The 23693-nt window shown below is 59.1% G+C and carries 23 protein-coding genes; 9 read left to right on the top strand and 14 right to left on the bottom strand.

Annotation, left to right across the window (positions count from 1 at the left end):
- From GFB49_RS03270 to GFB49_RS03255, 4 genes are read right to left on the bottom strand one after another with little or no spacing between them, the layout of a single operon-like run.
- A complete protein-coding gene (locus tag GFB49_RS03270) occupies positions 1–693 on the bottom strand; it encodes an FkbM family methyltransferase (protein WP_246149581.1) in 693 nt (230 codons plus the stop codon).
- Between the two features lie 3 nt (positions 694–696).
- Complete coding sequence (locus GFB49_RS03265) at positions 697–3039, bottom strand: glycosyltransferase family 2 protein (protein ID WP_153214340.1); 2343 nt, start codon at positions 3037–3039, stop codon at positions 697–699.
- Positions 3039–3665, bottom strand: coding sequence for a sulfotransferase (locus tag GFB49_RS03260; RefSeq protein ID WP_153214339.1), 627 nt, complete (start codon positions 3663–3665; stop codon positions 3039–3041). Before GFB49_RS03260 ends, GFB49_RS03265 begins: the two co-directional genes overlap by 1 nt.
- On the bottom strand, positions 3662–4708 hold the full coding sequence (locus GFB49_RS03255; protein WP_153214338.1) for a glycosyltransferase family 2 protein: 1047 nt from the start codon (positions 4706–4708) through the stop codon (positions 3662–3664). Before GFB49_RS03255 ends, GFB49_RS03260 begins: the two co-directional genes overlap by 4 nt.
- Before the next feature lie 306 nt (positions 4709–5014).
- On the opposite strand from GFB49_RS03255, the gene GFB49_RS03250 reads away from it, so the two are divergent.
- Together GFB49_RS03250 and GFB49_RS03245 are read left to right on the top strand one after the other, a co-directional pair.
- Positions 5015–6004, top strand: a complete 990-nt coding sequence (locus tag GFB49_RS03250) for an XdhC family protein (protein WP_153214337.1) — start codon at positions 5015–5017, stop codon at positions 6002–6004.
- Entirely contained in the window at positions 6001–7020 is a 1020-nt protein-coding gene (locus GFB49_RS03245; RefSeq protein WP_153214336.1) for a molybdopterin-binding protein, read from the top strand. The genes GFB49_RS03250 and GFB49_RS03245 overlap by 4 nt, the downstream gene beginning before the upstream one ends.
- A gap of 16 nt (positions 7021–7036) precedes the next feature.
- On the opposite strand, the gene GFB49_RS21340 is transcribed toward GFB49_RS03245, so the two are convergent.
- Together GFB49_RS21340 and infC are read right to left on the bottom strand one after the other, a co-directional pair.
- The gene (locus GFB49_RS21340) at positions 7037–7669 is read right to left on the bottom strand and encodes a methyl-accepting chemotaxis protein (RefSeq protein WP_281347134.1); all 633 of its coding nucleotides are present in this window, start codon (positions 7667–7669) and stop codon (positions 7037–7039) included.
- Between the two features lie 165 nt (positions 7670–7834).
- Positions 7835–8296: a translation initiation factor IF-3 gene (gene infC, locus GFB49_RS03235; RefSeq protein WP_425505181.1), complete on the bottom strand. Its 462-nt coding sequence runs from the start codon at positions 8294–8296 to the stop codon at positions 7835–7837.
- 385 nt (positions 8297–8681) lie between these two features.
- Here infC and GFB49_RS03230 point away from each other — a divergent pair, with 385 nt between their 5' ends.
- Positions 8682–9344 (top strand): hypothetical protein, encoded by a 663-nt coding sequence (locus GFB49_RS03230; RefSeq protein ID WP_153214334.1) that lies wholly within the window; start codon positions 8682–8684, stop codon positions 9342–9344.
- Between the two features lie 70 nt (positions 9345–9414).
- Here GFB49_RS03230 and GFB49_RS03225 read toward each other — a convergent pair whose 3' ends face one another.
- From GFB49_RS03225 to cobA, 7 genes are all read right to left on the bottom strand, one after another.
- Positions 9415–10347: a bifunctional helix-turn-helix transcriptional regulator/GNAT family N-acetyltransferase gene (locus GFB49_RS03225; RefSeq protein ID WP_343032454.1), complete on the bottom strand. Its 933-nt coding sequence runs from the start codon at positions 10345–10347 to the stop codon at positions 9415–9417.
- A gap of 144 nt (positions 10348–10491) precedes the next feature.
- The gene (locus GFB49_RS03220) at positions 10492–11334 is read right to left on the bottom strand and encodes a ferredoxin--NADP reductase (RefSeq protein WP_343032453.1); all 843 of its coding nucleotides are present in this window, start codon (positions 11332–11334) and stop codon (positions 10492–10494) included.
- 158 nt (positions 11335–11492) lie between these two features.
- Positions 11493–11894, bottom strand: coding sequence for a DUF934 domain-containing protein (locus GFB49_RS03215; protein WP_153214333.1), 402 nt, complete (start codon positions 11892–11894; stop codon positions 11493–11495).
- 3 nt (positions 11895–11897) lie between these two features.
- Positions 11898–12656 (bottom strand): phosphoadenylyl-sulfate reductase, encoded by a 759-nt coding sequence (locus GFB49_RS03210; RefSeq protein WP_153214332.1) that lies wholly within the window; start codon positions 12654–12656, stop codon positions 11898–11900.
- A 5-nt stretch (positions 12657–12661) separates the two neighbouring features.
- Positions 12662–14326, bottom strand: coding sequence for a nitrite/sulfite reductase (locus GFB49_RS03205; protein ID WP_153214331.1), 1665 nt, complete (start codon positions 14324–14326; stop codon positions 12662–12664).
- The gene (locus GFB49_RS03200; RefSeq protein ID WP_153214330.1) at positions 14319–14627 is read right to left on the bottom strand and encodes a DUF2849 domain-containing protein; all 309 of its coding nucleotides are present in this window, start codon (positions 14625–14627) and stop codon (positions 14319–14321) included. Before GFB49_RS03200 ends, GFB49_RS03205 begins: the two co-directional genes overlap by 8 nt.
- Positions 14627–15382: a uroporphyrinogen-III C-methyltransferase gene (gene cobA / locus GFB49_RS03195; RefSeq protein WP_246149600.1), complete on the bottom strand. Its 756-nt coding sequence runs from the start codon at positions 15380–15382 to the stop codon at positions 14627–14629. Before cobA ends, GFB49_RS03200 begins: the two co-directional genes overlap by 1 nt.
- Positions 15383–15592: 210 nt before the next feature.
- Here cobA and GFB49_RS03190 point away from each other — a divergent pair, with 210 nt between their 5' ends.
- Positions 15593–16060, top strand: a complete 468-nt coding sequence (locus tag GFB49_RS03190) for an Lrp/AsnC family transcriptional regulator (RefSeq protein ID WP_153214328.1) — start codon at positions 15593–15595, stop codon at positions 16058–16060.
- 7 nt (positions 16061–16067) lie between these two features.
- Here the strand turns inward: GFB49_RS03190 and GFB49_RS03185 are convergent, their stop codons facing one another.
- Positions 16068–17252, bottom strand: coding sequence for a cytochrome P450 (locus GFB49_RS03185; protein ID WP_153214327.1), 1185 nt, complete (start codon positions 17250–17252; stop codon positions 16068–16070).
- 62 nt (positions 17253–17314) lie between these two features.
- On the opposite strand from GFB49_RS03185, the gene GFB49_RS03180 reads away from it, so the two are divergent.
- The 5 genes from GFB49_RS03180 (at position 17315) to GFB49_RS03160 (ending at position 23689) form a co-directional block, all read left to right on the top strand.
- On the top strand, positions 17315–19069 hold the full coding sequence (locus GFB49_RS03180; RefSeq protein WP_153214326.1) for a sensor histidine kinase: 1755 nt from the start codon (positions 17315–17317) through the stop codon (positions 19067–19069).
- Positions 19066–20295, top strand: coding sequence for a sigma-54-dependent transcriptional regulator (locus GFB49_RS03175; RefSeq protein ID WP_153214325.1), 1230 nt, complete (start codon positions 19066–19068; stop codon positions 20293–20295). Before GFB49_RS03180 ends, GFB49_RS03175 begins: the two co-directional genes overlap by 4 nt.
- 235 nt (positions 20296–20530) lie before the next feature.
- A complete protein-coding gene (locus GFB49_RS03170; RefSeq protein ID WP_153214324.1) occupies positions 20531–21532 on the top strand; it encodes a DctP family TRAP transporter solute-binding subunit in 1002 nt (333 codons plus the stop codon).
- A 103-nt stretch (positions 21533–21635) separates the two neighbouring features.
- A complete protein-coding gene (locus tag GFB49_RS03165) occupies positions 21636–22313 on the top strand; it encodes a TRAP transporter small permease (protein WP_153214323.1) in 678 nt (225 codons plus the stop codon).
- Positions 22313–23689 (top strand): TRAP transporter large permease, encoded by a 1377-nt coding sequence (locus tag GFB49_RS03160; protein ID WP_153214322.1) that lies wholly within the window; start codon positions 22313–22315, stop codon positions 23687–23689. Before GFB49_RS03165 ends, GFB49_RS03160 begins: the two co-directional genes overlap by 1 nt.
- The last annotated feature ends 4 nt before the right edge of the window (positions 23690–23693 follow it).

Genomic DNA, 23693 nt, shown 5'->3' with positions numbered 1-23693 from the left:
TTACCAATCCGACCGGAAGACCGCGACCTTGCCGTGAGACCAGCGCGGGAAGAACACAAGGCCTGCGGCGTCCAGCGTGCGGAACACGGTTTGGATGCCGGATTTGCCGATCCATTGCGGGTGAGTTTCGATCACCACCGCGCGCAGGGCGCTGAGGTCCATTTTGGGCAGCAGATCTACCTCGGCCCCTTCGATGTCGCAAATCAGGACGGTAGGTTTCAGATCTGCGATCACTTTGTTGACGTCCAGTGCAGGCACCTGAACCTGGGTCACCTCGTCGGTGTCATCCTCCATCGGTGATAGGGACGACGCCAGGAAGTTGGGGCGTACATAGAATGTGGCCTCCCCCTCTTCTGAGCCCAGAACCGCATGGGTGACCTGGGCCTTTGCGGCCTTGTTCAGGGCATGGACCTCGCGGATATAAGGGATCAGCTGGGGATTGGCCTCAAACGCGTGGACCGATTTGGCGCGGGTTTTGGTGGCGACCAGCGTCGACATAAAGCCGATGCCGCCACCCAGTTCCATCACCACATCGCCCCGTTTGACAAGCTTTTCGACGGCGGTGGCTTCCTTTTGCTCATAGCCGTCGTTGCGCAGCGAGGCGCGGACGCGGGGCGGTAGGATGGATTTGTCCAGCGGGAATTTCATACCCCGGCTTTTCAAAACCTGCTGTGTGTTTGAGAGATCGTTCATCCGTCAGCTCTCCATATCGAGGGCAAGCGCATAAGCCACGCGTTCCACGCTGTTGAGTTTGACGCCGCGTGCCTGTTTGTACAAAGCGGCAAATTCGGGCTGGCTGTGCAGGGATTGCACCTTGGCGCGGTGCCAGGCGAGGCCCTGTTCGTGAAAATTGCGCAGCGCTTCGTCCTGCAAGAGGCGGTCATATTCGGCGCGCAGGCGCGGCAGGTTGCGTTTGATCGTGGTGTCGCGGTGATCGCTCCAATCCATGCGGATCCAATAGTTCAACCCGATCGAGCGATCCACATGCAAGGCGCGGCCACGCTGGCGTTTGATCAGGAAGCTTTCCGCCGAGCGCAGCGCATAATGATTGAGCTGCAACAGGTCATAGCCGATGGATTTGCGCGAGGAGCGCCAGCCTTTTTCGGCGGCTTCGCGGGTCATGTCCTGGCCCGAGCCATTGACCCATTTGACCTGATCGCGTTTGCCGTCGACCAGTTTGTTGGGACGGTGGCAGCTGAGCTTGTCATAGGCACCGATGTTTTTGACCATGGTTTTGAACCCCCAGACCGTATGGGGTTTGGGGCAGTATTTCGGGGCGCAATGGTCAAATTGGTCGATCACAAACTGATCCGCCAGCCGGTCGACACCGTTGTTGCCAAACAGCCGCCAGGTCATGGCCACATTGGTTGCATCCGGCACGTGGTCAAAGAAGTCCTGCAGCGTGCCATTGCCGCAACGCACGTTAATAAACTCATCCACGTCAATATGGATCACCCAATCGGCGTTCTGGATCACCGGTTCCTTGAGCGCGCGATTGAGGGCAAATTGCTGCGGAGAGTTGCCGCGCCAGTCGTCATTGTTGCGGTGTTCAAGGATGCCCATCTGTTGCAAACGGCCCAAGATTTCATCCGTGCCGTCTTCGCAGCCGTTGGTGTAGATCAGGAAATTGTCGATGCCGATGGCGCGGTGATAGGCGACCCATTCCAGAATATAAGGCGCCTCGTTCTTCATGCAGCCCACAATCACATTGCCGCTGGAGCCCGTAAGCCGCTGACGGGGCGCAAGCGGAGCAAAGGGCTGATCGCCAAAACTGTCATCCAATGTGCCGACGCTATTGTGCGGCTTGAACGGGGAGCCCTGGAGGGTGGCAAAGTTCTGGAGCGCCAGGGGCGGCATCAGTGCGCGCGCTTCGGGCGATAGATCGGCCAGGGCCTCATCGTTGGTCAGATCGGTAAAACCTGCTTTGGCGGCGCGCTCTTCTTTGTGGGCGGCCTCCAGTCGGGGCAGATGCGCCAGAAGGTAATGGGCGGCGCGAAACCCTTGTTCGGGAGAGCTTTCTTGCCAGTCCTTGCGGGCGCGGGGGGCTTTGAACAGGGTTTGCGGCAAGGCGGGATGGGCGGCCAAGAGGGCGCGATTTGCGGCTGCAAAATACTTGGAGACCGGCGTAAGGGTGGCTGCGGACAGGGGATCGCCTGCCACTGCCATCTCCTGCAGCAGGCTGCGCCACAGGCGGCGCGGCACCATCCAGCCGCGTTTGTCGATCAGCGCCAATAGGGCGGTGTTAAACTGCCGGGCCCGCGCAAGGGTTGCGGCAGAGGGCTGAGGTGGGATTTGGGCCACTTTGGCCTTGCCGATCTGGGGCGTTATGTCAAAGGCCGCGCGCAGCTCCTGCGTTGCATCGGGGCCATAAAACAGATCCGGGTCATAGGCGCGCAAGGTCAGGCTGCCAGCGCCAAAAACCGCCTCCCACGCGTGTTGGAGGCGCGGATAATCCAGCCAGAAGGGGGCGCCCTGGATCTCGTGGAATTGCCCTTTGAGGGGGGCGTTCGCTGGGGTTTGATCCAGCGCCGCCTGCCACCAATCGCCCGCGCCGCACAGCGCCAGTTCGTGGGTCAGGGGTGTTGTGCGCCCTTCCATCACCTGAGCCGCATAATGGCGTGCCAAGGCGGCAGCGGGTTCGTCAATATGGGCCACCAGCCGGATATCATCGCTGAACTGGGACAGGAATTTATGCAGGCTCGCAATCTCGGACGGCCCATGCAGCTGCGCGCCCAGCTGGCTGGCGGTCAAGATCATGGATGTGGCATTGCTGGCGGCGATGTCACGGGCCAGATCCTTGGCCAGTTTGCTGCGCAAGCTGGCCTGCCGGTCGGGGGCAAAAAAGCCCCGGTTCCAGCGCAGGCTGTCCACATGATCTGGGTCGGTGACGGCCATAAACAGCCGTGTGTGATTGCCCTTGCCCGCGGCAGAGGGCACCAGAATGCCGTGGCCGCGCAGATTGTCCCGCTTGTCGGCCAGAACCTGTTGCAGCCGGTCCGCCCCCATCTGGGGCAGACCAATATGGAGATAGATACGCATCAGCTGGCTTTGGCCTTCTTGTTCACATTGGCTTTGCCCCACCAGGGCAGATCATGGCCCAGAAAGGCCGACACCCGCACTGCGGCGGTGTCGTCGGCCACATCCAGTTCGAGGTAGTCGGGATCGTCCCGGAACCAATGGGCCAGCGCCGTGTAATGGGCGTCGATCCAGCGGATCTGCTGCGCCTCGGTCTTGCCATAGCCGACGGGCAGGCCGGGAACTGCATTGTTGGGCAGACGGTTGGTGCCCAGGTTGTTCCACGCCATGATTGAGCGTGAATGGCTTTGAGCGTCGCGCCGGGTGGCGATGAATTTCAGCGCCGGATAGCGCTGTTTGAGCGCTTGCAGCATCATAAAGTCACACTGAGGCCAGACCGAATTCTTGCCGTGGATAAAGCTCATCTCGGAGATGGCGTCATAGCCGGGCAACAGCGCCATCGGGTCATCATGCTCATAAAGGCCACGATACAGGAGATTGGCGACAAAGATGCGGCGTTTGCCGGGCTTGTCCTCTTCCTTGTCGCGCAGGCGGTGGTCGGCGACGGTGTAACCGGCCTGTGTCAGGGCGCGGGCCAGGGTGGTAGTGCCGGATTTGGGCAGGCCGAGGTTCACAACTTTTAAGGTCATTCTGCCACCTCCGCCGGTGCCAGCCCCAGTTCCGCAACCAGCGCCTCTTCGGCGGCGGTGATGGTGGGGGCGGATTGTAGTTGCTGGCGCATGGCGCGATAGGCGGGCTGCGCCATCAACGCGGCGCATTTGTCGCGGTGCGCCTTGACCGATGCGCGGTGCAGGCGGGCGATTTCGGGATCGCTTTTGAGGTCGCGCAACGCGTCCGTCAGCGCAGGCAGGTAGCGCCGGATCGAGGTGTCGCGCCAGGTCCCATCATTGCGTTCACGCCAATAGGTGTCATCAAAAGCGCGGTTTTCGCGGTTCACATCCCCCCGGTCGTTTTTCACCAGAAAGCTGTCCAGCGAACGCAGCGCATAGTGGTTCAGCGTGGCAAATGCTCGCGCACCTTTGGCTGGGAATTTGCGGATCCGGCGGGGATTGGCGGCGGTCAGGAACCGAAAGGGCACCGCGCGGCCGGATCCGTCGGTCCACATGGGGCGGGCGTCTTTTTGCACACCTTTGCGCAGGAAGGGACGGTGGGCACCGTAATATTGCAGTGGGAAATCGGCGCGCACCAGCGTCTTGACCTCGATCGCGGTTTCACCCGCCCAGATATCCGGGTCGTGGCACTGGCTGAACTGGGCGATCACCGGCTTGTCGGCATAGGTTTCAACGCCTGCGTTGGCAAAGAACTGGAACGACAGAGATATGGCCGCAGGGGTCCCGCAGGCCTCGATCAGGTCAGGAATAGTGTGTGTGCCGATGTGTATATTCAAAAACTCATCCACATCCGCGATCCAGAGCCAGTCGGCCTGTTTTACGATCTCCTGATGGCGGGCGTGTTTCAACGCCTCCATCTGGTAATTGCGCCCTTGGGCGGGGTTGGGCAGATGCTGGACAATACCGCGTGCGGCCATAGCATCCAGCAGGGCGTCCGTGCCGTCGCTGCAGTCATTGGAGTAAAACAGGAAATCCGTCACCCCGATCAGACGGTTAAAGGCGATCCATTCCAAGAGGAAGGGCCCTTCGTTTTTGACGCAGGTGACGGCTGTTATGCGCATCTGGTGATTTTCCCGAACTGAACCGTAACACCCCTGACCATCGGGTTCTCCTGAACACAGATCCATCTGCCGGTGGTGCGTGCCATCACCGGCTTGAATTTACATTTTGGCACAAATGCCATTTCAATTGGTTAAAGGTCAATCGGGGCAAAAACGGGGCTGAAACCCTTTGGAATTGTGTTGCGTAGCGGACATGGGTGGGCAGTGTTGTGGTCTGGTCGGTAAACTGCGGGGTTTACTTGATCTTGCAAACCGTGTCAAAAGACCCGACCTTACAGCACAGCCGGTTCCACGGCAGAGGCGGATATGACCCAATCCATTGACACAGCACCCGAGACAGCGTTGGCCTGGCATCGCGCGGGCATTGGGGCCGTTTTGGCCACGGTTGTTGAAACCTGGGGCTCGGCACCGCGGCGTGTGGGCGCGCAGCTGGTGGTTGGCGGCGATGGTCGGATCGCGGGATCGGTCTCGGGCGGTTGCGTCGAGGGGGCGGTGGTCCATGCCGCGCTGGATGCGCTGGAAACTGGCCAGCCCGCACTGTTGGAATTTGGCATTGCCGATGCGGATGCCTTTGCCGTGGGTCTGGCCTGTGGTGGCACGATCAAGATCCTGGTGGAACCTGTGAGCGCCAGCCTGTCCGAGGCAACCCTGTCTGACCTGGTGGATCTGCGCGCGGCGCGCCAGCCGGTGGCCTATGTGGTGGATGTGACCACGGGGCAGGGGCGGCTGGTGCATGGGCGGATGGTGCAGGACGGGCTTGCCGAGCGGATCGCGCAGGATCGCTCGGGTCTGGACGCGGATGGTATGACTTTTGTGGCGGTGCATGTGCCGCCTCTGCGCCTTCTGGTGGTGGGCGCTGTGCATATTGCCCAGGCTCTGGTGCCGATGGCGCAGATTGCGGGCTATGCGCCGGTGGTGATTGACCCGCGCAGCAGCTTTGGCAGCGCGGCGCGGTTTCCGGGGTTTGATCTGGTGGAAGACTGGCCGGATGAAGCATTGGCGGACCAGGGTCTGGACGCGCGCTGCGCTGTGGTGCTGTTGACCCATGATCCGAAACTGGATGATCCGGCGCTGACCGTGGCCTTGCGGTCGCCGTGTTTTTACATCGGCGCATTGGGGTCCAGGAAAACCCATGCCGCGCGCGTGGCGCGGCTGGCAGAGGCGGGGTTTGCGCCCAAGGATCTGGCGCGCATCCATGGGCCTGTTGGGCTGGACGTGGCTGCTGCCACACCGGCCGAGATTGCGGTGGCTATTCTGGCTGAAATCACCGCCGTATTGCGAGGGCGTCAGTCATGAAATTTGGACCGGTCCCACTGGACGATGCCCAGGGCGCGCTGTTGGCGCATTCCATCACCACCCCAAATGGCAAGCTGCGCAAAGGCTGTCAGCTGACGTCCCAGGATCTACAAGATCTGCGCGCGTCGGGGCTTGATCAGGTGGTTGTAGCGCAGCTGGGGCGCGGCGATCTGCATGAGGATGCGGCGGCCCTTGCCTTGGCCGAGCAGGTCGCGCCGGATCCCGCTGCACTGGGTCTGCGGGTGGTTGCCGCGGGCGCCGGGCGCGTGAACCTTTATGCGCAGGCTCCCGGTGTGATGCAGGTGGATGCGGTTAAAATTGCCGCCCTGAACGCGGTGGACCCGATGGTGACCATTGCCACGGTGCCCGATTGTCACCGTGTGGACGCGGGGACCATGGTGGCAACGGTCAAGATCATATCCTATGGCGTGGCAACGACCAGCATCAGCGTGGCAGGGGCAGCCGCCGTGGGGGCGTTGCTTTTGCGCCCAAGCCTGTTGCGGTCTGCGACTCTGATTGAAACGCTGGTGCCGGGGCAGATCCGATCCGACAAGGGCCGGGCTGCGATGGCGGGGCGGTTGGAGCGAATGGGGGCTGCGCTGACACCGCCGGTGATCGTGCCCCATACCGAAACCGCTTTGGCAGAGGCTTTGTCCGCGACCTTGCTCGTGGCAGAGGCTGAGCTGGTTTTGATCCTGACAGGGTCGGCCACGTCAGACGCGATGGATGTGGCCCCAAATGCGCTGCGCTTGGCGGGCGGCGTGGTGGAGCGTTTTGGCATGCCGGTGGATCCGGGCAACCTGTTGTTCCTGGGTCACCTGGGGGAGCGACCCGTGATTGGCCTGCCGGGCTGCGCCCGTTCCCCTGCGCTGAATGGTGCGGATTGGGTGTTGGAACGGGTCTTGTGCGGCCTTCGTGTGACGGGGGCCGATATTGCCGCCATGGGGGTTGGCGGCCTGTTGAAAGAAATCCCCACACGCCCGCGCCCCCGCCGCGAAAGCGACGCAGAGCGCTGAGCTGTGCCGTGCTGGGTCAGGTGCGCAGGAAGCCTGCGATATCATCCAACAGCACTTGGGTCTTGCCCGACAGTTCGCGGATCTCTGTGGCAATCACCGCAAAGCCTTTGCCCATGTCGCCGATGCGCGCCGCCTCGATCGAGGCGTTGAAGGCGATTAGCTGAATGTTGCGGCCCACGGATTCCGCGCTGGTGATCGCTTCCAACATGTCCTTCTCACGCGTTTGGCTGCGCTGTTTCTGGGTGCCCAACAAGTTCTGCGTCATCTCCATCAAAAAAGAAGAGACCGCCGGTTCCAGCACAAACAGGCAATGATTGGAAAACTCGGCGGATTGTTTGGGAAGGTCATGCACCTTGCCGTCCGCGGCGCGAATGTAATTCATCACCGGCTGCAGCGCGTCCAGCGCCGCCTTTTGCTTCTCTGCGACGGCATCAGGGAATTTGTGATCGGCCTCCTTGAGCAGTTCCGGCAGTCGAACGCTCAGCATTTTATATGCGTTTTCAAGCCGTTTCGCGGAGAGGTTAAACACCTCGGCGGTGTTTTTGTTTTCGACCTCTTGGTTAACCAAAGCCATCAAGGATAACGCAGCAATTCGGCTGGGTCCAATCGCCGTAAATGCCGTATTCTGTAACTCTGTCAAATTTGTCATGAGTGTCGCCCAATAGGAATGCATCCTCGGCCTATCCCATATTGGTTAACGGTGTCGTAACTGAGGGCTGCAGAAGACACTTTGCCAAAGAAAAAACCCTCCGCGGGACGGAGGGTTTTGATATTCTTGAATATATGCCCGGAAACCGGGCAGAGGCATTTGCCGTTATTTGACCGGAAGCGGGCCGATCATCATGATCATCTGACGGCCTTCCATCTTGGGCATGTTTTCAACCTTGCCCACCTCTTTGATGTCTTCTGCAACACGCAACAGCAGTTCACGACCCAGGTTCTGGTGCGCCATCTCACGTCCCCGAAAGCGCAGGGTGACTTTGACCTTGTCGCCTTTTTCCAGGAACTTGAACACATTGCGCATCTTGACCTCATAGTCATGGGTGTCTGTGTTCGGACGGAACTTCACCTCTTTGACTTCGATGGTCTTTTGCTTTTTGCGCGCTTCGCTTTCACGTTTCTGCTGTTCGTATTTGAACTTGCCGAAATCCATGATCTTGCACACTGGCGGGGTGGCGTTGGGAGAGATCTCTACCAGATCAAGACCGGCATCAGCAGCCATCTGCATCGCCTTTGCGGGGTGCACCACCCCTACATTTTCGCCCTCAGCGCCGATCAGGCGGATTTCGGGGGCGCGAATACGTTCGTTGATGCGCGGGCCAGTTTCACGTTGAGGCGGCGCGTTGTGCGGTCTGCGGGCTATGACGTCTATCCTTCTGTCATTTCAAAAAAGTGTCTGAAAACTATCGTCTGAAGACACGTGATTCAAGTTAAATGCGGGTATGACTGGCCTTTTGAGGGTTTTCAACCCATGTTTGACTTTGGGCTTTGTGTATTCTCGGCCAAGGACCGCCCAAGGCCTGCTTTGACATCAGCAGGGCTTGGCCGATGCAGAGGGTGGGGGGCAATTGGGTCATCTTTCCCCCTTGAGAGCCTGCGCGATCCCCCTCACTTAGCAATCAAGATCCAATCCAGGGTTTGGTTAACGAAAGGAATTTACGATGAAACCAGTTACATTGATTGCAGCTGCGGCGGTTGTCGTTGTGGGTGGCGTGATGTGGTACCAATCGCAAGGAACCACGCCGTTGGAGGCAGTGGCTCCCCCAGCCGACGGCAGCGCGGAAACACCGGCACCCGTGGCTGAGGCACCGGCAGAAGAGACCACCCAAGAGGCTGTTGAAGATGCGGCGGGTTCCATTGTGGATCAGGTCGAATCTGTCGTCGAAGACGTGCAGGACGCCGCCAGCGACGCAGTTGAAGACGCGACCGATGCCGCCACCGAGGCCGCAACAGATGTCGTGGACAGCGCGCAGGAGGCCGTAGACTCCGCCACGGATGTGGTGGAAGAGGCAACCGAGGCGGCGACAGATGCGGTTTCGGATGCAGTATCCGGCGCGGTTGAGGCTGGCAGCGACGCGGTCGAGCAGGCAACGTCTTCTGTCGAGGCGGTGACCGGTGATGCGGCGGCTGCGGCGGTCGACAGCCCGCTGTCCCTGCTGACAGCTGATGGTTTTGATTTTGACAAAGTTGTCGAGATGGTGAATGGCTCAGAACTGGATGCGTTGAACAAGACGGCGCTGACCGCGGCACTGACGCAGGCGCGCGACAATCCTGAGCTGCTGCAGGCGGCGTTGGATCAGGTGAAATCTGCGCTCGGCCTTTGATTCTAACTGAGAACAAAGAAAAGCCCTCTGACTTCTGGGGGCTTTTTGTTTTGAGATTTCCAGTAGAAAATTAGGTTTCGCGACGTTTGCGGTCAAATCGCTGCTCCAGAACCTCGGTCCCCCATTGGCGGCCTGTATATTCTGAAGCCAGTACAAAGCCTTCTGATTCATAGAGGCGACGTGCGGCGTGGAGCCCGTGGAACGTCCAAAGCTGGGTCGTCTCAAATCCCTGTTCATCCACAAAGGCGAGCGCCTTTTGCAGAAGGGCTCGCCCGATACCCGTGCCATGCGCGCTTGGATCAACTATGAACCATCTGAGATGAGCCGTTGCGTCCCCCAGATCCTGACCATCAATGGCAATGGAACCGATGATTTGACCGGCGTGTGTTGCTGTCCAGATCTCATTTTGGGGGTGCGTTAGCCTTGGGACAAAATCCGCAAGCCCCCCGGCGACAGCCGCTTCAAAGGCGCTGTCAAAACCTGCTTTGCGAGCATAATAGCTGATATGCAAGTCCACGACGCGAGCGATGAGGCCGGTTTGATAGCCCGTGTGAAACGTGACCGGGGTAGCGGGAGGTGTGGATTTTGCAAGCGCCTCGGCATAGAGGCTCAATCCATCTGCGATCAGCTCCGTTTGCGATGGTGCCAGAGCGGCCAGCGCCGTCTTCACCTGTGAACTGGCAAAGGTGTGGATCTCTGCCACGCATTTTCTGCCGCTGTCCGTGAGCGATAGGCTCTTGACCCGTGCATCTGCACCGGGTGTCTCTGCAATCAACCCGGTGGTGATCAGTTTGCGCAACATGCGGCTGACGCTGGATTTTTCAAGGTGGAGACGGTGGCAGAGCACTTTGGCGGTGACGTCGCCGCCTTCGATCTCGATCAGTGCGTGCACAGCGGACGGGGGCAAATCGGTGCCTGCAAAATCGCCGCCCATAAAGCCAAGTTCCCGCACCAACAGGCGCGAGGCTAACCGGATGGCGCGGATGGTTTGAATGTCGGTCACGGTGGTCCCATCAATTAAGTTGTATGGTGCAACTTAATTGCCTGAGGGTGACATGTCAAAGGGCAGTGTAGGGCGCAATGAAAAAAGCCGGGCTTTGCAGAGCCCGGCTTTGAATGTGTGAGTAGTCGCCTTGGTCTTGAAAAATTAGTCGAGGAAGGCCTTCTCGACCACGAAATGCGCAGGTTTTGAATTGGCGCCTTCTTCCAGGCCATAGGTCTCTTCGAACATCTCTTTGAGTTCGAGGTTAAAGGCCAAGTTGCCGCAGATCATGGCGCGGTCGGTTTCTGGCTTCAAGGGTTCCACACCCAGATCCGCAAAGGCTTCGCCGGACTTCATCAGGTCGGTGATGCGGCCCATTTTGGGGCTCTCTTCGCGGGTGGTTGTCGGGTAGTATTTGATCTTCTTCCAGAAGCCTTCGCCGATCACTTCGTTCAGCAGCTCGTCGTCTTTGAGGCTTTCGATCAGCTCGGCACCATAGGTCAGCTCACCCGCTTCGCGGCAGGTGTGGGTGATGATGATCTCGTCGAATTTCTCATATGTCTCGGGCTCGCGCAGCAGGGATGCAAAGGGCGCAAAACCGGTGCCGGTTGCAAAGAACCAGATGCGTTTGCCTGGGATCAGCGCGTCATGCACCAGGGTGCCAACGGGCTTGGGACGCAGGATGATTTCGTCGCCGGGTTCGATGTGCTGCAGTTTGGAGGTCAGCGGGCCGTCTTCGACCTTGATCGAGTAGAATTCCATTTCCTCGGCCCAGGAGGGCGACGCGATGGAATAGGCGCGCATGATCGGCTTGGCTTTGCCGGTCTTCTCGTTCACCTCACCCATCAGACCGATCATTACGAACTCACCCGAGCGGAAGCGCAGCGAGGCGGGACGGGAGACTTTGAAGGAAAACAGACGGTCGGTCCAATGTTTCACTTCGGTTACGGTCTGCGCGTCAGGCAGGGTGGGTGTCTTTGGTTTGGTGTCAACAGCAGCGTCGGTCACGGGACAATCTCGTTTATGGGCAGCACGGGGGAAGATACCCCGATGCTGCGGATTTCTCTTTGATTTTGATCAGGACAGAACAGAGGGGCCCGTAAAAAGTCAAGGCACGCCCCCTGAAAAATTGTCCAGATGGTCAAAATTTAGCGATTGAAGCTTGCTTAGCGGGCGGCTTGGCCACCGCGCAGGCGGGCTTGGTAGTTGTGGTTCTTCCAGTTGGCGCGTGCCAGCCATTGCTCTTGGGGCTGGCGGGTGGCCAGATCATCGCTGATCTCGACCTCATCAAAACCAGAGCGGCGGGCCATGGCATATTGGTCGGCCAGCACATGGCCTTTGGCGCGCAGACGGCCGGTGAACCCCTGCAGGCGCAGCTGACGGGCCAGGGTAAAGCCACGGCCATCCGCAAAGCTGGGGAATTCCACCACAACCAGCTGAACGCCGTCCAACGCGGCTGCAGCTGTTTTCAGATCCGCATCAGAGGCCAGTTGCAGGACATTGTCGCCCTCAAAACCGCCGGTCCAATCGTCCTGGACAAAACCGCTATCGGTTACAATCACACTCATCTTTTACGCTCCTGTGCGTACAAATTTGCCATCCACCACGTGGATACCGCATTCTTCTTTGTTGTCGCCACGCCAACGACCGGCGCGCGGGTCTTCGCCGTCCTTGACCGGGGTGGTGCAGGGGGCACACCCAATCGAAGGATAGCCCTTGGCCACCAGCGGGTGACGGGGCAGGCGGTTTTCATCCATATAGGCGCGCACATCTTCGGGCGCCCAATGGGCCAGCGGGTTGATCTTCATGCGGCCGGTGCCTTGCTCGACCTCAAAGAAGTCCAGCGCCGCGCGGCTGCCCGCCTGAAAGCGTTTGCGACCGGTGATCCAGCCGTCATAGCCATCCAGAGCCTTTTGCAGCGGCAGGGTTTTGCGCAGCGCACAGCAGGCATCCTTGTCGCTGAACCGCAGCGCCCCATAGGGGTCTTTCTCTGCGATGTCTTCGGCTTTGATCACGCGGACATTGCGCAGACCCAGGCGTTCGCTCACCTCTTGCTGGTAGACCAGCGTTTCGGTGAACAGCAGCTCGGTGTCCACAAACAGAACCGGCGTATTGGGATCAATGACCGCTGCCATGTGCAGCAAAACCACGGATTCAGCGCCAAAACTGGACACAAGGGCGATGTTACCCGCCTCTTGCAGAGCGCCTTGCATGACCGATGTGGCTGAGTGGTGGCGGAAGCGCGTATTGAGCGCCTCCACCTTGTCAGCCAAGGCACGGTCTGCATCTGTCAGCGCCTTTGGTTGGATGTGATCCGTGGATGTGAACATGAGCCTTAGGCCACTTTCTTTTCACTGTCGGGATAGAGCGCGGCTTTGAACGGCTCCATGCCCACACGGCGATAGGTTTCAAGGAAGGTTTCTTCCGCAGTTTCGCGCACCTCAAGGTAGGCCGTGATGATGCGTTCAATGGCTGGAATGATCTCATCATAGGCGAAGCCCGGACCAGTGCGTGTGCCGATGGTCGCGGTTTCGGTGCCGTCACCGCCCAGAGTGATCTGGTAGTTTTCGACGCCCGCGCGGTCGAGACCCAGGATGCCGATGTGACCCACGTGGTGGTGGCCACAGGCGTTGATGCAGCCCGAGATCTTGATTTTCAGCGCGCCAATTTCATGCTCCAGCTTCAACTCGTCAAAGCGGGTTGCGATGTCCTGGGCCACCGGGATCGAGCGGGCGGTTGCCAGCGCGCAGTAATCCATGCCAGGGCAGGCGATGATGTCCGAGATCAGTCCCACGTTGGCGGTGGCCAGACCGGCCTCTTTCAGCTTGGCGTGGATCGCGGGCAGGTCCGATTTATGGACATGCGACAGGATCACGTTCTGCTCGTGGCTGATGCGCAGTTCACCATAGGCGAACTGTTCAGCAAGATCTGCCATCACATTCATCTGTGCGGCAGTTGCATCACCCGGTGTCTGGCCATGTGCCTTGACCGAGATCGTGACAATCGCGTGGTCGTCTTTGCGGTGTTTGGCCAGGTTTGTGTCGGCCCAGGCGCGGAAGATCGGATCAGCATCATAGGCCGCATCATAGGCAGCCGTGTCATCGGTGCGGAACTCTGGCGCGGCAAAATGCGCTTCGATCTCTTTCAACAGCTTCTGGTCGGTGCCATCAAACTCGGCGCGACGCTGGATGAACTGCTCTTCAACCATCTCGCGATAGGTGTCGATGCCGTTTTCCTGAACCGTGATCTTGATCCGTGCTTTGTACTTGTTATCGCGACGGCCCAGAATGTTGTAGACGGCCAGAACCGCTTCGAGATAGGGCAGCAGATCCGCCTGCGGCAGGAAGTCACGCAGGACTTTGCCAACCATCGGGGTGCGGCCCAGACCGCCACCCACAATGACCTCAAAACCGGCTTCGCCGTCTTTTTCCACCATGCGCAGGCCTACGTCATGGGCTTTGGTCACGGCGCGGTCATTGGGGCTGCCGGTGATGGCGATCTTGAACTTGCGGCCCAGGAACTGAAATTCCGGGTGGTCGGTGGACCATTGGCGGATCAGCTCGGCAATCGGGCGGGGGTCTTTGATCTCATCCGCAGCGGCGCCGGCAAAATGGTCCGAGGTCACGTTACGGATGGTGTTGCCCGAAGTCTGGATCGCGTGCAGGCCAACCTGACCCAGCGCGTCCAGCATGTCAGGCACGTCTTTCAGTTTTGGCCAGTTGTACTGGATGTTCTGACGGGTGGTGAAATGGCCGTACCCTTTGTCCCATTTCTGCGCCAAAAGCGCCAGGGTGCGCATCTGATCGGGGTTCAGCGTGCCATAGGGGATGGCAACCCGCAGCATATAGGCGTGCAGCTGCAGATAGAGACCGTTCATCAGACGCAGCGGCTTGAACTCATCCTCGGTCAGGGAGCCGTCAATGCGGCGCTCAACCTGGGCGCGGAACTGGGCGTTGCGCTCGGCCAGGAAGGCCGTGTCAAATTGGTTGTACTTATACATCGCTGCGGGCCTCTTGTTTGCCGTGGCTATAGTTGGAAGGACCCGTGCGGCGGAATTCTTCGCGGAAGTGGGTGGGCTCGGGGCCATTTTCGCCGCCTTTGGCGTCGGCCAGATAGGCCCCCACGATCGAGATATTCTGTTTCTCGGCTTCCAGCAGGCGCAGCTGCGCTTCTGCTTCATCTGTAATCAGCTCAGCCTGGGACAGTTCACGTGTCCAAGTGTTGTCGGCAGTGAAGTAAATCACATCACCTTCAAGTAGATCATTGGCGGTCACCACTTTGGGTGTAAAGGGGCGTGGCATTATGCGAGCTCCATTTGTAAATCGTAAAGGGCGGCTGCGCTGTCGCGCGGGGCAAGCCCGAGAAGGGTCAGGGCAGGTCCGTCGAAGGCGGCTTCTGCCAGATCTTGGGGGAGGCGGTCCAGTGTTGTTTCCAACACGCGTTGATCGGAGCGCGAGGCATTTTCGACAATTGTCACAGGGGTTGCGCGATCCGCACCATGCATGATCAGGCGACCCTGGACAAAACGGGCGGATTTCTTGCCCATATAAACGGCGGCGACCTGGCCGGGACGGGCCAACGCAGCCCAGTCGTGATCGGCAAAGCCCTTCATGTCGTGGCCGGTCATGAACCGCACCGATGTGTTGCGCCCACGTTGGGTCAGGCTTTGCCCGATGCCCGCAACCGCGGCAGATGCGGCGGTGATGCCGGGGACGATCTGATAGGCGACGCCTGCCTGTTCACAGGCGGTGACTTCTTCGTCCAAGCGGCCAAAGATGGTGGGGTCGCCGGACTTCAGGCGGACCACTTTCAATCCGGCCTGCGCATGGGCAACCAGACGCGCGCAGATCTCTTCCTGCGAGACTTGCGGGCCAAAACCCTCTTTGCCGACGTTTTCCAGCTGCGCCGAGTCGCCTGCCAGTTCCAGGATCTCGGCGCTGACCAGACGGTCGAACAGGATCACATCGGCCTGTTGCAGGGATTTGACCGCTTTGACGGTCAACAGATCCGCGTCACCGGGGCCAGAGCCCACAAATGCCACGGCACCGGCCACCAGACAAAACGGACCACGCGCAGGGGCGGTGGCGGTTTTGATTGGGGATATGCGTTGCTGTGTCATTACTCAGGACCCGTGTTGTCGTTTGACTTGATGCTAGATATAGGAAATATTCCCCCATGCCTGCCATATGTAAGAAAAAATAAGGATGATTATTCTATGCCCATCGGCGCGCAGAATGGTTTGTCCTGAAATGGAAGGAAAACAGGAATGACGGTGCGGATAGACGGGACAGATCGGAAAATTTTGGCAGAGCTGCAGCGGGATGCCGGGCAGTCACTGGATGAAATTGCACGTCGTGTTGGCAGTTCCAAGACGCCAGTCTGGAATCGGATCCGCAAAATGAAGGATGCGGGCGTCATCAAACAGCAGACCTTTTTGCTGGATGCAGAGGCGCTGGGATATGAGGCGTGTTTCTTTGTCTTGATCCGCACGTCCGAGCATGAGGCGGATTGGCAGGCCAAGTTCCTGAAGGCCTTGCAGGACCGCCCCGAGGTGCAAGAGGCGCATCGTCTGGCGGGCGACATCGATTATATTATCAAGGTGCGTGTTCAAAACGCGCGGGCCTATGACAAATTCTATCAGGCGCTGATCTCAGAGGTGCGGGTCCATAATGTAACGGCCCTCTTGTCGATGGAAGAGATCAAATCCACCACCATGCTGCCGATCGAGACCTGAGCGTGTTTTAATCCACCTGCACCATCACGCTGCTGTAGCCATGAAAATGGTAGCTGGGCGGGAAGGTGGGTACCTCAGCCAGGTTCAGGTTCGGGCACCGGGTCAAAAGGATCGGCAGGGCGATCTGCATTTCCATCCGGGCCAAGGGCGCGCCGACGCAAAAATGCAGCCCACCGCCAAAGGATTTGTTGACCTTGGGCGCGCGGGTCGGGTCGAATTGATCCGCACGGGGACAAGCCTCTGGGTCGCGGTTGGCGGCGGCCAAAAGCAGCGCCACCTGATCACCGCGTTTGAACCGGTGGCCGCACATCTCCACCTCTTCATAGGCATAGCGGGTGAACATATGCAGCGGCGGGTCAAAGCGCAGGATTTCCTCAATCAGCCGTTCAATGCCACCGGGTGCGATCCAGCTGGTTTCCCAACCCTCCTGCAACATGATCCGCAGCCCATTGCCCAGGGTGGAGACCGTCGCCTCGTGCCCGGCGTTCAGCAACAGGATGCAGGTGCTGACCAGTTCATCGGTGCTGAGGGTTGCGCCTTTTTCCTCGGCTGCGATCAGGCGGGTGATCAGGTCGTCACGGGGATCGGCGCGGCGGGCGTCGATGTAGTGGCGCAGATAGAGGCTGAAATCAGCAGCGGCTTGTGCGGCGCGCAGTTCCGTCTGGTGGTCACGGCCGGCCTGATACATGGCGACAATCTCGTTGGACCATTGGACCAGCAGCATCGCGTCGCGCTCGGGCACGCCCAGGAGGCGACAGATGGTAATGGCGGGCACCTGGATGCAATAGGATTTGAGGATGTCAAAAGGCTGTGTCGGGAATTGGTCGATCAACTGATGGCACAGCGCCTCAATCTCAGGGCGCAGGGCTTCGACCGCGCGGGGCGTAAAGGCGCGCTGAACCAGTTTGCGCAGCCGGGTGTGGCGCGGTGGCTCCAGCTCCAACATGGAATGCGCTTCGACGGCCAGAAACGGCGCAAGATGCGGCGCGGGATCTGTGACCAGCTCTGCCGGGCATGCGCGGCCAAACCGGCGGTCGCGCAGCAGCATATGCACCGCATTGTGGGAAAAGGCTGCGACCATCCCATAGTCCTGCCAGAAATGCAGCGGCCCGTCTTGGCGGGCGCGATCATAAAACCCATAAGGGTTTTGAACAAAGTCGGGATCGGTCGGGGACTGGTACAAGGTCTTCATATCATAAACTCTTTGCCACGATCTCTGGTCAATGCAAAGCCTGCTTTGTTAAGGTGACAGGGATGCAAACACGTATGAAAAACCGCTGGGTGGCGATCGTTGGCTTTTTGGCGGCCGTGTTGACCCTGTCTGCCATTGTCTGGACCTATGGGTTTCGTCAGGCAGTGGACACATTGGCACAACGCACGGCGGCGGACCTGGAACTGGCGTCCGACCGGGTCACGTCCCAGTTGCAGGTCTATCAAGAGCTGGCCGTACTGATGGCAGACCACCCCGAAGTGCGGAGGCTGGCGGCTGGCGAACCCTCGGCACAGGTGGCGGACTTCCTGCAATCGGCGGCGGATAAAACGGGCGCGGTGGACGTGTTTTTTGTCAACACTGAGGGCGAGGCCGTGGCGCAGGATCAAAGCCGGCCAGAACGCGTGGTTCGGGGCAGACCCTTTTTTGACCGGGTGCTGCAGGGGGCACTGGGCACGGGGTATGCGGTGTTGTCGCCCGGCGCGCAGCGGGCCTATTTCTTTGCGGCGCCGATTTTTGGCACCAGTGGCGTACAGGGTGCGTTGGTGGTGGTGGTCGATGTTGAAGATGTCGAACAGACCTGGCGCGGATCCCTGCCTGCGGTGTTTTTCACCAATGAAGAGCAGCAGATCTTTATCTCAAACCGGCCAGAATTGCTGCATTACCAACGCTCTGCCGATGGCAGTCGCTTGTATGACAGTCACGGGATTGAGCAGGTGATCCAGCAAGTCTCGGTCGGGGGGCATGATCTGTGGATGTCATCGTTTAACCCCTATTTGCCGGAAACCGCATTGCATCAGGCGGTGAACCTGCCGGGGCTGAACCTGGTAGGGGAGATCCTGGTGGATGTGGCCCCGGCGCATCGGTTGGCGATGTTGCAGGCGGCCACGGTGATGGCGCTGTGTCTGGCCTTTGGCGCGGTGCTTTATCTGGTGACGGAACGGCGCCGCACGCTGGCCTTGGCCAATGCCGAGCTGGAAGGGCGCGTGGCGCAACGGACCCAGGAGCTGACCCGCGTGAACGAGGATCTGCGCCGCGAAGTGCATGAACGCCAAGAGGCCGAAGCCGCATTGACCCGTGCGCAGGCGGATCTGGTCCAGGCGGGAAAACTGTCGGCGCTGGGCCAGATGTCCGCCGGGATCAGTCACGAGCTGAACCAGCCCTTGATGGCGATCCAGCAATATGCGGAGAACGGCTCTGCCTTTTTGGCGCGCAACAAAAGCGACCGGGCCGGGGATAATCTGACCCGCATTGCGGATCTGGCGGCGCGTATGGCGCGGATCATCAAAAACCTGCGCGCCTTTGCCCGCAATGAAAGCGAGCCTGTGGGGCGGGTGGATGTGATTGCGGTGATCAATACCGCCGTAGAGCTGACCGAGCCGCGGCTGACGGCGGATCGCATTGAGCTGGACTGGGACCCGGCATCGTTTTCCGCGCCGGTTTATGCATTGGGCGGCGAGGTGCGTTTGGGGCAGGTCTTTGTGAATCTGATCAACAATGCCGCCGATGCAATGATGGAACAGGACAACCGGCTGATCCGCATTTATGTGCAGGCCGGGCAAAAACTGTCCGTCAGCGTGCGGGATGTTGGACCTGGATTGAAAGAGCCAGAAAAGGTCTTTGATCCGTTTTACTCCACCAAAGATGTCAGCATCAACGAAGAGGGGATGGGGCTGGGGCTGTCGATCTCATACGGGTTAGTGCAAAGCTTTGGCGGCAATATCCGAGGCATCAACACGGAACAGGGTGCGCTGTTCACCGTTGAGCTTGACTATTGGAACAAGGAAGATGCGGCATGACACGCAAGGTTCTGTTGGTGGATGATGATGTCGCGGTGCGCGACGCGCTGGGGCAGACGCTGGAACTGCATGATCTGGATCCGGCGACATTTGGGTCGTTTGTGGCGGCCAAAGATCACATCACGGCCGCCTTTCCGGGGGTCATCCTGTCCGACATTCGCATGCCCGGTCGGGATGGGTTTCATTTGCTGGATTACGCGCTGGAAAAAGATCCCGAACTGCCGGTGATCCTGCTGACCGGTGAGGGGGATATTCCCATGGCGGTGCGGGCGATCTCGCAGGGGGCCTTTGACTTTCTGGAAAAACCCTGTGCGACGGCGGAGCTGTTAGCGGTTCTGGAACGCGCGCTGAAAACGCGGGCTCTGGTGCTGGAAAACCGTGAGTTGAAACGCAAGCTGGAGACCGGTGATGCGGCGACGCGGATGTTGTTTGGCAGCTCTGCACAGGCCAAGGAGATGCGCGCCCGCGCCCGCAGTGTGGCCCCGACCCAGGCCGAAGTGCTGGTGACCGGCGCTCCCGGCAGCGGCGTGTCCAAAGTGGCCGAGGTCATCCATCTGATGTCGCCGGTGGCGCAGGGCCCCTTTGTGAAACGGGTTGCGGCCTCTTTCAGTGCTGAAGATATTGCCGCAGGGTTTCAGGAAGCAGCCCAGGGGACTCTGTTCCTGGATGAGGTGCAGCTTTTGTCGACCGAGGCGCAATATGCGGTGCTGGACGCGTTGGAGCGCGGTGTCGAAGCGCGGATGATTGCGGGCACAACTGTGGATCTGCAGGCGGCTGTCACGGCAGGCGCGTTTAACGCGGATCTGTTTTACCGGCTGGATGTGATGCGGGTGCGTATCCCGTCCCTGGCCGAGCGGCCATCTGACATTCCGGTCCTGTTTCGCCATTATGTGGCGCAGGCCGCAGAGCAGGCAGGCATCAAAGCGCCCGAGATCTCGGCGGAGTATATGGCGTCACTGATGGCGCGGGATTGGCCGGGAAATGCGCGTTCGCTCATGTCGGCTGCGATGCGTTTTGTGCTGGGCATGCCCGAAGAGGTGTCCGAGGCGGCGGAGCTGGGATTGGCAGAGCAGATGGCGCAGGTCGAGCGGTCGTTGTTGATCGCGGCACTTGGGCGGGAAAACGGGCGGGCCGCGGCGGCGGCACAGTCCCTGAAGCTGCCGCGCAAGACCTTTTATGACAAGCTTGCGCGCTATGGGATTCGCCCTGAGGACTACCGGCGCTAACAGTTGTGCGGATTTCCGCACAAACCCAAAATCCGTTGTGCGGGTTTTCGCACAGATCAAAAAACAAACACCCATGCGGTATTCTTGTGCAAATTATACGCCTTTGAAAACAATCGCGAAATTTTCGTGATTCGGTGAAATTCGAATCAATTCTTGTGGCGGGATTTGCGATTGGACACATTTGCGGCGAGCCCTCGCCTTGGGTGGGGGTAGGGATTCTTACTGGGAGGTTATCATGAAATTCCTGACCGTTGCGGCAACTGCCGTTGCTCTGTCCGCGACCGCTGGTGCAGCGTTTGCTGCCTGTGATGATGGCGAGATCGTCGCCAAGTTCAGCCACGTGACCAACACCGACAAGCACCCCAAAGGGATTGCTGCGTCTTTGCTGGAAAAGCGCGTGAACGAAGAGATGAACGGTGTTATGTGCATCGAGGTCTACCCGAACTCGACACTGTACAACGATAACAAAGTACTCGAAGCAATGTTGCAGGGCGATGTTCAGCTGGCCGCGCCGTCCCTTTCCAAATTCGAGAAGTTCACCAAGCAGTTCCGCCTGTTTGACCTGCCGTTCATGTTCAAGAACATCGAAGCCGTTGACGCATTCCAAGGTTCCGAAGCCGGTCAGTCGATGCTGGATTCGATGCAGCGCCGTGGTCTGCAAGGTCTGGCCTTCTGGCACAATGGCATGAAGCAGATGTCGGCAAACAAGCCGCTGATCTCACCCGAAGACGCGCAGGGCCTGAAGTTCCGCGTTCAATCCTCGGACGTGCTGGTTGCGCAGATGGAAGCCATCGGTGGTTCGCCCCAGAAAATGGCGTTCTCTGAAGTTTACGGCGCGCTGCAGCAGGGCGTTGTGGACGGTCAGGAAAACACCTGGTCCAACATCTACGGCAAGAAGTTTTTTGAAGTTCAAGATGGTATCACCGAAACCAACCACGGTGTTCTGGACTATTTGGTAGTGACCAATGTGGACTGGCTGAACAGCCTGGACGCAGACGTGCGTGATCAGTTCCTGACCATCCTGAATGAAGTGACCGCAACCCGGAACGCGGAATCCACCAAAGTCAACGGCGAAGCAAAAGCGTCGATCATCGAAGCAGGTGGCGTTGTACGCACCCTGGATGACGCACAGCGTTCCGTCTGGCTGGAAGCGATGAAGCCGGTTTGGGATCAGTTTGCAGGTGACGTAGGCGCCGAAATGATCGAAGCCGCACAAGCTGCAAACGCGGGCCTCTAAGCCATTACTTTTGCGGAGGGGCAGATCATTGCCCCTCCCACATCTTTAGGCGACGGAGCACTCCTGTCGCTGTCCTTTTTCCTTACAACTTGGGAGACGAACTATGTCGGGGGCACATTCCGGCCCGACCGGGTTTATTGATGCAATCGAGGAGACCTTGATTGCCATCATTCTGGGGCTGATGACAGCTCTGACATTCGCCAATGTAATCGCGCGATTTGTCTTTAACTCCAATATCCTCTGGGGACTGGAAGCCACGGTGTTCCTGTTTGCGTGGCTGGTTCTGCTGGGCGCATCCTACGCGGTCAAGAAACACTCGCATCTTGGTGTGGACGCGATTGTCAACATGTTGCCACAGGGACCGCGCCGCGTGGTTGGCCTGTTTGCGGCGGCCTGCTGTATCGTGTTCTCGCTGCTGTTGCTGAAAGGCGCCTATGACTATTGGGCGGTTTTTGCGGATCTGCCGCCGACCTCTGGCCGTTGGTTCCCGACGGGGCTCAACGAGACCGCGCGTTCGCAAAGCTTCTATGAGGTGCAGGACGTTCCGATGATCGGCGCCTTCCGTTTCCTGGAAGAGATGATCAACTACGGCGATTCTTACGAGAAGCTGCCGAAAGTGGTGCCCTATGTTGTGCTGCCGGTGTCGATGCTGTTGCTGGTGATCCGGTTCACACAGGCGGCTGTACAGATTTTCCGCGGCCAAGCCGACCGTCTGGTTGCAAGCCACGAAGTAGAAGATGAGCTGGAAGCCGTGCGGGCCCAGCGTGGGGAGCATGACTGATGGACGTGGTATTTCTATTTGGCATGGTGATTGGCCTGCTGTTGTTGGGCGTGCCGATTGCCGTATCGCTGGGCCTCAGCTCGACGATCTTCCTACTGATCTATTCCGACAGCTCTCTGGCCTCTGTTGCAGGCACGCTGTTTGAAGCCTTTGAAGGTCACTTTACCCTTCTGGCGATCCCATTTTTTATTCTGGCGTCCAGCTTCATGACCACGGGCGGCGTGGCGAAACGGATCATCCGGTTCTCGATCGCCTGTGTGGGCCACCTGCCGGGTGGTCTGGCGATTGCGGGTGTGTTTGCCTGTATGCTGTTTGCGGCCCTGTCCGGCTCGTCCCCGGCAACCGTTGTGGCCATTGGTTCCATCGTGATCGCAGGTATGCGTCAGGTGGGCTATTCCAAGGAATTCGCCGCCGGTGTGATCTGTAACGCGGGCACCTTGGGCATTCTGATCCCGCCGTCGATCGTGATGGTGGTTTACGCGGCCGCGGTTGAAGTTTCAGTCGGGCGGATGTTCCTGGCCGGTGTTATTCCGGGCCTTCTGGCTGGTCTGTTCCTGATGGTGACTATCTATGTGATGGCCAAGGTTAAGAACCTGCCCAAAGGCGAATGGCTGGGCTGGGGCGAGGTCTTTGCCTCTGCGCGTGATGCGGGCTGGGGGCTGTTCCTGATCGTGATCATTCTGGGCGGCATCTATGGTGGCATCTTTACCCCAACCGAGGCTGCGGCTGTTGCGGCGGTCTATGCCTTCCTTATTGCGTCCTTTGTCTACAAAGACATGGGGCCGCTCTCAAATGGGGAAAATGCTCCAAAGACGCCGCTGATCAAGAAACCTTTGGCGTTGATCACCGCCTTTGTGCACCCTGACACCAAGCATACGCTGTTTGAAGCCGGTAAGCTGACCGTGACCCTGCTGTTTGTGATTGCCAACGCGTTGATCCTGAAGCACGTGCTGACCGATGAGCAGGTGCCGCAGCATATCGCCAATGCGATGCTGTCTGCGGGCTTTGGCCCGGTGATGTTCCTGATCGTTGTCAACGTGATCCTGCTGATTGGTGGCCAGTTCATGGAGCCCTCGGGTCTGTTGGTGATCGTTGCACCACTGGTGTTCCCGATTGCAATCGAGCTGGGCATTGATCCGATCCATCTGGGCATTATCATGGTGGTGAACATGGAGATCGGGATGATCACCCCGCCGGTTGGTCTGAACCTCTTTGTGACCTCGGGCGTTGCGGGCATGCCGATGATGGCTGTGGTTCGTGCGGCCCTGCCGTTCCTGGCGGTTCTGTTCGTCTTCCTGATCCTGATCACCTATGTTCCGGTGATTTCGACCTTCCTGCCCAACCACTTTATGGGGCCGGAGATCGTCACCAAATAGAGAT

It is taken from the genome of Tritonibacter litoralis, from assembly GCF_009496005.1.
In the GTDB taxonomy this organism is placed as follows: domain Bacteria; phylum Pseudomonadota; class Alphaproteobacteria; order Rhodobacterales; family Rhodobacteraceae; genus Epibacterium; species Epibacterium litoralis.
Note: the sequence above shows the minus strand (reverse complement) of the source record. Positions and strands in the feature narration are given on the sequence as shown.

Bases quoted from the DNA above. Each gene is read 5' to 3' on its own strand.
- GFB49_RS03270 (WP_246149581.1), bottom strand. From the start codon at position 693: ATGAACGATCTCTCAAACACACAGCAGGTTTTGAAAAGCCGGGGTATG.
- GFB49_RS03265 (WP_153214340.1), bottom strand. From the start codon at position 3,039: ATGCGTATCTATCTCCATATTGGTCTGCCCCAGATGGGGGCGGACCGG.
- GFB49_RS03260 (WP_153214339.1), bottom strand. From the start codon at position 3,665: ATGACCTTAAAAGTTGTGAACCTCGGCCTGCCCAAATCCGGCACTACC.
- GFB49_RS03255 (WP_153214338.1), bottom strand. From the start codon at position 4,708: ATGCGCATAACAGCCGTCACCTGCGTCAAAAACGAAGGGCCCTTCCTC.
- GFB49_RS03250 (WP_153214337.1), top strand. From the start codon at position 5,015: ATGACCCAATCCATTGACACAGCACCCGAGACAGCGTTGGCCTGGCAT.
- GFB49_RS03245 (WP_153214336.1), top strand. From the start codon at position 6,001: ATGAAATTTGGACCGGTCCCACTGGACGATGCCCAGGGCGCGCTGTTG.
- GFB49_RS21340 (WP_281347134.1), bottom strand. From the start codon at position 7,669: ATGACAAATTTGACAGAGTTACAGAATACGGCATTTACGGCGATTGGA.
- GFB49_RS03230 (WP_153214334.1), top strand. From the start codon at position 8,682: ATGAAACCAGTTACATTGATTGCAGCTGCGGCGGTTGTCGTTGTGGGT.
- GFB49_RS03215 (WP_153214333.1), bottom strand. From the start codon at position 11,894: ATGAGTGTGATTGTAACCGATAGCGGTTTTGTCCAGGACGATTGGACC.
- GFB49_RS03210 (WP_153214332.1), bottom strand. From the start codon at position 12,656: ATGTTCACATCCACGGATCACATCCAACCAAAGGCGCTGACAGATGCA.
- GFB49_RS03205 (WP_153214331.1), bottom strand. From the start codon at position 14,326: ATGTATAAGTACAACCAATTTGACACGGCCTTCCTGGCCGAGCGCAAC.
- GFB49_RS03200 (WP_153214330.1), bottom strand. From the start codon at position 14,627: ATGCCACGCCCCTTTACACCCAAAGTGGTGACCGCCAATGATCTACTT.
- GFB49_RS03190 (WP_153214328.1), top strand. From the start codon at position 15,593: ATGACGGTGCGGATAGACGGGACAGATCGGAAAATTTTGGCAGAGCTG.
- GFB49_RS03185 (WP_153214327.1), bottom strand. From the start codon at position 17,252: ATGAAGACCTTGTACCAGTCCCCGACCGATCCCGACTTTGTTCAAAAC.
- GFB49_RS03180 (WP_153214326.1), top strand. From the start codon at position 17,315: ATGCAAACACGTATGAAAAACCGCTGGGTGGCGATCGTTGGCTTTTTG.
- GFB49_RS03175 (WP_153214325.1), top strand. From the start codon at position 19,066: ATGACACGCAAGGTTCTGTTGGTGGATGATGATGTCGCGGTGCGCGAC.
- GFB49_RS03170 (WP_153214324.1), top strand. From the start codon at position 20,531: ATGAAATTCCTGACCGTTGCGGCAACTGCCGTTGCTCTGTCCGCGACC.
- GFB49_RS03165 (WP_153214323.1), top strand. From the start codon at position 21,636: ATGTCGGGGGCACATTCCGGCCCGACCGGGTTTATTGATGCAATCGAG.
- GFB49_RS03160 (WP_153214322.1), top strand. From the start codon at position 22,313: ATGGACGTGGTATTTCTATTTGGCATGGTGATTGGCCTGCTGTTGTTG.